This window comes from Corallococcus sp. CA049B (assembly GCF_003611685.1).
Taxonomy (GTDB): Bacteria; Myxococcota; Myxococcia; order Myxococcales; family Myxococcaceae; genus Corallococcus; species Corallococcus coralloides.
In genome coordinates this window covers 1-6,501 of record NZ_RAWC01000336.1, presented here as the reverse complement: position 1 = coordinate 6,501, position 6,501 = coordinate 1, and the positions used below count along the sequence as shown (strand labels likewise).

Sequence of the window (6,501 nt, the reverse complement as noted above, 5' to 3'; positions counted from 1 at the left end):
GGCCGCCCCCGCCGCTCCGGCGCCGGCCGCCCCTCCGCCGAAGCCCGGCGTGCTCAAGCTGGCCATCGAGTCCATCCACCGGGACACGCTCCAGCCCCGCCGCCACTTCGACGAGACGAAGCTCCACGAGCTCACCGAGTCCATCAAGGCGCAGGGCCTGCTCCAGCCCATCCTCGTCCGGAAGAACCCGAACAAGGGCGGCGACGGCTACCTCATCATCGCGGGCGAGCGCCGCTGGCGCGCGTCCCAGGCCGCCGGCCTCAAGGAGATCCCCGCCATCATCCGCGAGGTCACGGAGGCCGAGTCCTTCGAGCTCGCCCTGGTGGAGAACCTCCAGCGCGCGGACCTCAACCCCATTGAAGAGGCGGACGGCTACCGGCGCCTGGTGGAGGAGTTCAAGCTCACGCAGGAGCAGGTGGCCCAGAAGGTCGGCAAGGAGCGCTCCACCGTCGCGAACGCGCTGCGCCTCCTGGCCCTGCCCCCGGACGTGAAGGCCATGGTGGCGGACGGGTCGCTCAGCATGGGCCACGCTCGCGCGCTGCTCGGCGTGCCCCGGCTGCCGGAGCTCCAGAACCTGGCGAAGCAGGTGACGGAGAAGAAGCTGTCCGTGCGCGACACGGAGCGGCTGGTCCAGCAGGGCAGGTCCGCGAAGGGCGGCAAGGATGCAGGCAAGCCGGCGCCCAAGGTGAGCCCGCAGGTGAAGGCGCTCACCGAGGAGCTGCAGCGTCGGTTGGGAACAAAGGTCCGTCTGTCGGAGAAAAGCCCGGGAAAAGGCACCCTGGAAGTCGACTTCTTCTCCTACGATGACCTGGACAGGTTGTTGAAGCTTCTGAGGAAGGAGTAGGGCGTGGCGCTCCTTGGCGGGAAGAAAGACGAAGCACCCAGCAAGCCCCTGTTCAAACGGGAGGAGGATTTCGTGTCGACGCGTCCGGGTGAGGTTCACACGCTTCTGGGTAAGGGAAGCGAGTTCGAGGGGAAGCTCACCTTCGAAGGTCAGGTTCGAATCGACGGCAAGTTCAACGGGCAGATTGTCACCAAGGACGTGCTCGTCATTGGCGACGGCGCCCGCGTGCAGGCGGAGATCCAGGCCGGCACCGTCATCATCAACGGCACCGTGGAAGGCAACGTGCGCGCCACGCAGCTCATCGAGCTGAAGCAGCCGGGCCGCGTGAAGGGCAACCTGGAGACGCCGTCGCTCTCCATGGACCGCGGCGTCATCTTCGAGGGCTCCCTCAAGATGGAGAACATCGGCAAGGGCGGCGGCAACCCGCCCCCGCCCGGAGAGAAGAAGTAACGGTGCGCGTGTTCGCGTCCAGCGCGCGGAAGACCCCGAGGCTCCTGGGCCTCGGGCTCGTCGTCTCGCTCGGCGTCCTGTCCGGCGGCTGCGAGGGCTGCCAGAAGAAGACGCCGGTCGACGACATCCAGGCTGGGGACGCGGGGCTGCGCTCGGGCGTGAAGGTGCCGCTGCCGCCGGGCTGGTCCGCGCAGGTGGCCACCGACGGCAGCTTCCAGGCGGGCCCTCCCGGCCGCCCGGCGCTGCGAGTGGATTTGAAGCCGGGGCAGGGCGCGCGGATGCCCTCCTCGGAGACGCTGGCGGACAACGTCCGTCAGCAGATGAAGCAGTTCACGCTGTCGCTGGACCAGGAGGAGGACACCCTCTCTTTCGCCCTCTTGCGCGTGACCATGGCCCCGTCCCTGGCGGACGGCGGCGTGGGCCCGGAGGCGCCCGCGTTCTTCGGCGCCCGGCGCGTGGGGGACGACCTGTTCCTCTGCGCCAGCCTCCCCGGCGCCACAGCGGAGGAAGTCCGCCTGGCCACCGAGGCCTGCCGTACCATCCAGGTCCAGGCCGCGCCCCGCTGACAGTCCCTGCGTGAGGGTCGCGGCCTCCTCATGAAGGAGCGCGGAGGCCCCATGGACGACTGGCGCAAGAACCTCATCGAAGACGCGGAAGGCATTGGCGAGCTGCTCGCGCGCACGAAGCGCATCGCCGTGCTGGGCATCCGGCCGGAAGCGCAGGCGGACAAGCCCGCGCACGCCACCCCGAAGTTCCTCCAGGACCACGGCTTCACCGTGCTGCCCGTGCCCACGCACGGCGAGCAGGGGAGCATCCTGGGCGAGCCCCTCTCCGCGTCGGTGAAGGACGTGCCCGGAGAGGTGGACGTGGTGCAGGTGTTCCTCAAGCCGGACGACATCGACGCGCACGTGGACGCGATGCTGGCGAAGAAGCCGCATGCGGTGTGGTTCCAGCTGGGCATCCGCAACGACGCCGCGGCCGAGCGGCTGGCGCGCGCGGGCATCCGCGTGGTGCAGGACCACTGCATGAAGGTGGAGTGGAAGAAGCGCCACCCGGACGCCCGATAAGCGCCAGCCGGAGGGGAACCCGGGAACGTCCTGCGCGGCCCGGGTGTCCTCATTACGTGAGGAGCGTGATGTTTCGGGTGGCTGCGACTGGCAGGGGATGGACTTCGGGCCCGGCCCGGGGTGCAATTCCGTCCACGTCCTGTCAGCTGGAGTCCCCGGGACTTCCCGAAAGCCTTCCGACTTCCTAACCTTAGCCTCCCGACCTGTGTCGAGCGCCCACGCGGCCCGGGTCTTCACGCAGTGCCCCTCGTAAGGAGTCCGCGCATGACGCTCACCGAGATGCTTCCCCTCCCCCTGGCTGCCGTGGAAATCGGGCCCCTGGGTGAGCAGCTAGCAGCGGCGGGGGGACTGGTCATCACCGCGGCCGCCGCGCTCTGGGCCGCGTGGACCCGCCCGCAGCAGCAGCCGGCTCCGGTGCCGGTGCCCGTGCGCCGCGATCCTCCGCGCCGCCGCTAGGCCGCGCCCGGCGTCACCGTCTGGATTTCGGGCCCTGTCCCGGCGCCGCGAAGAGCAGCGCCGGGCGGCCCTGGGCCCTACCGCTTCATCGCCAGCGACAGCGCGAAGTCTCCGTCCGCGTCCGTCCACCACGCGGCCAGGTCGAGGCCCGCGTCGCCAAGCTCCGCCTGCACCTGCTCGCGACAGAACTTGCAGCTCACCTCCGTGCGCAGACATTCGCCTTCCGCGAACTCCACGCGCCGATCCAGGTCCTTCAGCCACACGGACTGGGCCTTGCGTGAGATGAGGCGCATCTCGATCCACTTGTTCGCTTCGTCGAACGGGGCCAGGTGCTCGAAGGCCTCCGGGTCGAAGTCCGCGTTCAGCTCGCGGTTGAGCACGCGCAGCACGTTGCGGTTGAAGTCCGCCGTCACGCCCGCGCTGTCGTTGTAGGCGGCGAACAGGCGCTCGCGGTCCTTGATGAGGTCCGTGCCCAGCAGCAGGCCGTCCCCGGGCTTCAGGCCGGACGCCAGCTCGCGCAGGAACAGCGCGCGCTGCGCGGGCTTCAGGTTGCCGATGGTGCCGCCCAGGAAGGCGATGAGCCGCCGGCCGCCGCCCGGGATGCGGCCCAGGTGCTGCTCGAAGTCGCCCACCACCGCGTGCACGGCGATGCGCGGATACTCGCGCGCCAGGCCCTCCGCGGCCTTGCGCAGGAAGGCCTCGCTCACGTCGAAGGGCACGAAGCGCTTGAGCAGTCCGGCCGCGTCCATGGCGTCCAGCAGGAGGCGCGTCTTCTCGCTGGTGCCGCTGCCCAGCTCCACCAGCGTGTCCGCGCCGCTCAGCCGGGCCACGTCATCCGCGTGGGCGCGGAGGATCTCCCGCTCGCGGCGCGTGGGGTAGTACTCCGGCAGGCGGGTGATGTCGTCGAAGAGCTGGCTGCCGCGCTCGTCGTAGAGCCACTTGGGGCTCAGCTCCTTGGGCCCGTGACAGAGCCCCTCCAGCACCTCCGCGCGCAACGCCCGCCGCGCGTCACCGGGTTGCACGTGCACGTCCACCCTCACGCCCGGCGCCGAGGAGCCCTCCGCGATGCGTGCCTCGCCCTGCTCCGTCCTCATCCTCATGTGGCCCTCACTTCACGTCGCGTGCACAGCGGAAGCCGGCGAAGATCTGCCGGCGGATGGGGAAGTCCCAGTTGCGGAAGCTGTTGCGCACCGCCACCGGCGCGCTCGCCCAGGCACCGCCGCGCAGCACCTTGGACGTGTCTCCGAAGAAGACCTCCGAGTACTCGCGGTACGGAAACGCCCGGAAGCCCGCGTACGGTTGGAAGTCGCTGGCGGTCCATTCCCAGACGTCGCCCAGCAAGCCCCAGACGCCATCCGCGCCGCGGCCCGAAGGGTGGCTGCCCACGGGTGACGGCCCCCAGCGCGTCCCGCCCAGGTTGGCGTGCGCGTCCGTGGGAACAGCGTCCCCCCAGGGGTGCGCGCGCGGGACGCCGTCACTGCCCTGCGCGGCCTTCTCCCACTCGGCTTCGGTGGGCAGGCGCTTGCCGGCCCATCTCGCGTACGCGTCCGCTTCGTACCAGGACACGTGCTGCACGGGTTCGTCCTTGGGCAGCGGCTCCACCGTGCCGAAGCGGCGGCGCAGCCAGACGTGGTGCCCCTGCGGACTCCAGAAGAGCGGGTGGCGGATCCGCTCCGCTTGAATCCAGGCGAAGCCCTTCGGATCCCACCAGCGCGCGTCCTCGTAGCCGCCGGACTCCACGAACACGAGGAAGTCCCCCGTGGTGACCGGATGCGCGTCCAGGAGGAAGGGCGCCAGCTCCACGACGTGCCGGGGGCGCTCGTTGTCGTAGGCCCACGGGTCGTCGCTGCCCAGGCGCACCGGGCCGCCGGGGATGAAGACCTCGTGCTGCGGCACCGCGCCGGGCTGGGGGCGCAGCGCCTCCACCGGGTGGTACTCCACGTGCGTCATCAGCTGCAGCGTGGCGGCCAGCGTCTCCGCGTGCTGTTGCGCGTGCTGCGCCACCATGCCGAAGACGAAGCCGCCGTGGAGCAAGGGATCCGCGCTGTCCTCGGGCAGCGTCTCCAGGTGCGCGGCCACCGCCGCGCGCACGCGGGTGGCGTAGGCCCAGGCGGCCTCCGGCTCCAGCAGGGGCAGCGTGGAGCGCGTGTTCCGCGGGTGGCGGAAGGCGTCGTAGATGGCGTCGAACGCGGGGTCGGTGAAGGCCGGAGCCCCCAGCGCGCGCAACAGCCACTGCTCCTCGTAGTTGGCCATGTGCGCCACGTCCCAGACCAGCGGGGACATGAGCGGCGAGTGCTGCCGCATCAACTCCGCCTCCGGCAGCGGCGCGAGCATCGCCTGGATGCGCTCCCGCCCCGCCTCCAGCTCCCGCCAGGCCCGGACCTTCCACGGCACGGCCTGGACGACGACCCGGGCGCTCCCCTGTTCCTGGCTCCTCAGCGACATGGTCGGCCCAAGGTAGGAAGGGCCTCCAGGCCCCGCTAACCCCCCGGGCCCCCCTGGTGGGACAGACCCGTGAGGGAGCACACGTTTGCGAGCCTGCTTCCCCTCCGCGGTGACGCGAAGTCCTAGCCGAGGAAGAAGACCCTGTCGGTGAATTCTGGACCGAAGAGTTCGTTTCTGTCCAAAAGATGCCCTGCCAGGAGGCCACCCGCCAGGGCGGTCATCTGTCCACCAGTCGTCGGGGTATTCCGGGAAGCCGTGTCCGCGTGGGGGAGGGGGTCTCTATGCTGCGGGACATGGTTCAGCCCGTGCCGCACAAGCCCGTGCTGGTGGTGGAGGACGACGAGGATGCTCGCGCCGCCATCGCCGAAATCCTGGAAGCCGAAGGTTACGAGGTGGCCGTCGCCGCCAATGGCCGCGAGGCGCTGGACGAGCTCCAGCACCTGCCCCCGCCGAGCCTCATCCTCCTGGACCTGAGGATGCCGGTGATGGACGGCCCGGAGTTCCTGCGCCACCTGCGCGCGGACTGGCCCCGGCTGAAGGCCGTGCCGGTGCTGCTGTTGTCGGGCGTGGGGGCGGAGGCGCTGCCGGACACGGGCGGCCTGCTGAAGAAGCCCATCGTCCCGGACGAGCTGCTGGCCACCGTGGGACGGCTGTCCGGCCGGATCGCGTGAAACCGGGGGGCTCGCGGGAGGCGGGGCCCTTCGTGGGTCAGCCCAGCCGCGTCACCGCGAGCAGCGTGAGCGTGCTGGCGCGAGGGTCCTTCTCGTAGACGAGCTCCAGGTCGTGGCCCTCCACGCGGTGCCGCGCCGGTCCCGACACCGAGTCGTGCGTCTTCGAGCGCTCCGCCAGCCGCGCCAGGGTCTGCTGCAGGGCCTCGAAGGCCTCGGAGGACATCCGCCCCACTTCCCGCCACGCGGGCGGCGCGTAGTGGACGCGGTAGGGCAGGACCAGGCGGTTTCTTGCGGAAGACTGGGACACGGGGTGGGTTCCTCGACGCTCCTTCGCTCTTGCGAACCGCGTGCCCGTCCGCCGCTCCCGGGAATTCCGGGCACTTTCGCGGTGGGTCGGCCGTGACGTCTGAAGAAGTTACGGACTGGACCCGATCATGGGGGAAGAAATGACTGGCCGTATGGCAGGCCCGGCAAGGGGGTGAAGGGGGCCCCTGGCCGTCCGTCCGGGTGGGGCTGGGGCGGGCCCGGGGAGCGAGGTGGCTGCCCCCTTCCGCGCGGGGTGCGCAGC

The 6,501-nt window shown here is 70.7% G+C and carries 9 protein-coding genes; 6 read left to right on the top strand and 3 right to left on the bottom strand.

Annotated features, from left to right (window positions below; all coding sequences use genetic code 11):
• From D7W82_RS37760 to D7W82_RS37740, 5 genes are all read left to right on the top strand, one after another.
• The coding region (locus D7W82_RS37760) for a ParB/RepB/Spo0J family partition protein (RefSeq protein ID WP_120622902.1) at positions 1 to 844 on the top strand (844 nt) is incomplete at its 5' end.
• A gap of 3 nt (positions 845 to 847) precedes the next feature.
• A complete protein-coding gene (gene bacM, locus D7W82_RS37755; protein WP_014400844.1) occupies positions 848 to 1,294 on the top strand; it encodes a bactofilin BacM in 447 nt (148 codons plus the stop codon).
• A gap of 2 nt (positions 1,295 to 1,296) precedes the next feature.
• Positions 1,297 to 1,860 carry a hypothetical protein gene (locus tag D7W82_RS37750; RefSeq protein ID WP_120622899.1) on the top strand — a complete coding sequence of 188 codons (564 nt, stop codon included), beginning with the start codon at positions 1,297 to 1,299 and terminating at the stop codon, positions 1,858 to 1,860.
• Positions 1,861 to 1,890: 30 nt separating this feature from the next.
• Positions 1,891 to 2,361: a CoA-binding protein gene (locus tag D7W82_RS37745; RefSeq protein WP_233588179.1), complete on the top strand. Its 471-nt coding sequence runs from the start codon at positions 1,891 to 1,893 to the stop codon at positions 2,359 to 2,361.
• A gap of 264 nt (positions 2,362 to 2,625) precedes the next feature.
• Positions 2,626 to 2,817, top strand: a complete 192-nt coding sequence (locus D7W82_RS37740; protein ID WP_014400841.1) for a hypothetical protein — start codon at positions 2,626 to 2,628, stop codon at positions 2,815 to 2,817.
• Positions 2,818 to 2,894: 77 nt separating this feature from the next.
• On the opposite strand, the gene egtD is transcribed toward D7W82_RS37740, so the two are convergent.
• Together egtD and egtB are read right to left on the bottom strand one after the other, a co-directional pair.
• Positions 2,895 to 3,917, bottom strand: coding sequence for an L-histidine N(alpha)-methyltransferase (gene egtD / locus D7W82_RS37735; RefSeq protein WP_120622898.1), 1,023 nt, complete (start codon positions 3,915 to 3,917; stop codon positions 2,895 to 2,897).
• Between the two features lie 7 nt (positions 3,918 to 3,924).
• The gene (egtB, locus tag D7W82_RS37730; protein ID WP_120622897.1) at positions 3,925 to 5,262 is read right to left on the bottom strand and encodes an ergothioneine biosynthesis protein EgtB; all 1,338 of its coding nucleotides are present in this window, start codon (positions 5,260 to 5,262) and stop codon (positions 3,925 to 3,927) included.
• Between the two features lie 293 nt (positions 5,263 to 5,555).
• Here egtB and D7W82_RS37725 point away from each other — a divergent pair, with 293 nt between their 5' ends.
• Positions 5,556 to 5,933 carry a response regulator gene (locus D7W82_RS37725; RefSeq protein WP_120622900.1) on the top strand — a complete coding sequence of 126 codons (378 nt, stop codon included), beginning with the start codon at positions 5,556 to 5,558 and terminating at the stop codon, positions 5,931 to 5,933.
• A 37-nt stretch (positions 5,934 to 5,970) separates the two neighbouring features.
• On the opposite strand, the gene D7W82_RS37720 is transcribed toward D7W82_RS37725, so the two are convergent.
• Positions 5,971 to 6,240: a hypothetical protein gene (locus tag D7W82_RS37720; protein WP_147439751.1), complete on the bottom strand. Its 270-nt coding sequence runs from the start codon at positions 6,238 to 6,240 to the stop codon at positions 5,971 to 5,973.
• Between the last annotated feature and the right edge of the window lie 261 nt (positions 6,241 to 6,501).

Excerpts from the sequence above, each read along its gene's own strand:
- D7W82_RS37745 (WP_233588179.1), top strand. The coding sequence starts at position 1,891 with ATGAAGGAGCGCGGAGGCCCCATGGACGACTGGCGCAAGAACCTCATC.
- D7W82_RS37740 (WP_014400841.1), top strand. The coding sequence starts at position 2,626 with ATGACGCTCACCGAGATGCTTCCCCTCCCCCTGGCTGCCGTGGAAATC.
- egtD (WP_120622898.1), bottom strand. The coding sequence starts at position 3,917 with ATGAGGATGAGGACGGAGCAGGGCGAGGCACGCATCGCGGAGGGCTCC.
- egtB (WP_120622897.1), bottom strand. The coding sequence starts at position 5,262 with ATGTCGCTGAGGAGCCAGGAACAGGGGAGCGCCCGGGTCGTCGTCCAG.
- D7W82_RS37725 (WP_120622900.1), top strand. The coding sequence starts at position 5,556 with ATGGTTCAGCCCGTGCCGCACAAGCCCGTGCTGGTGGTGGAGGACGAC.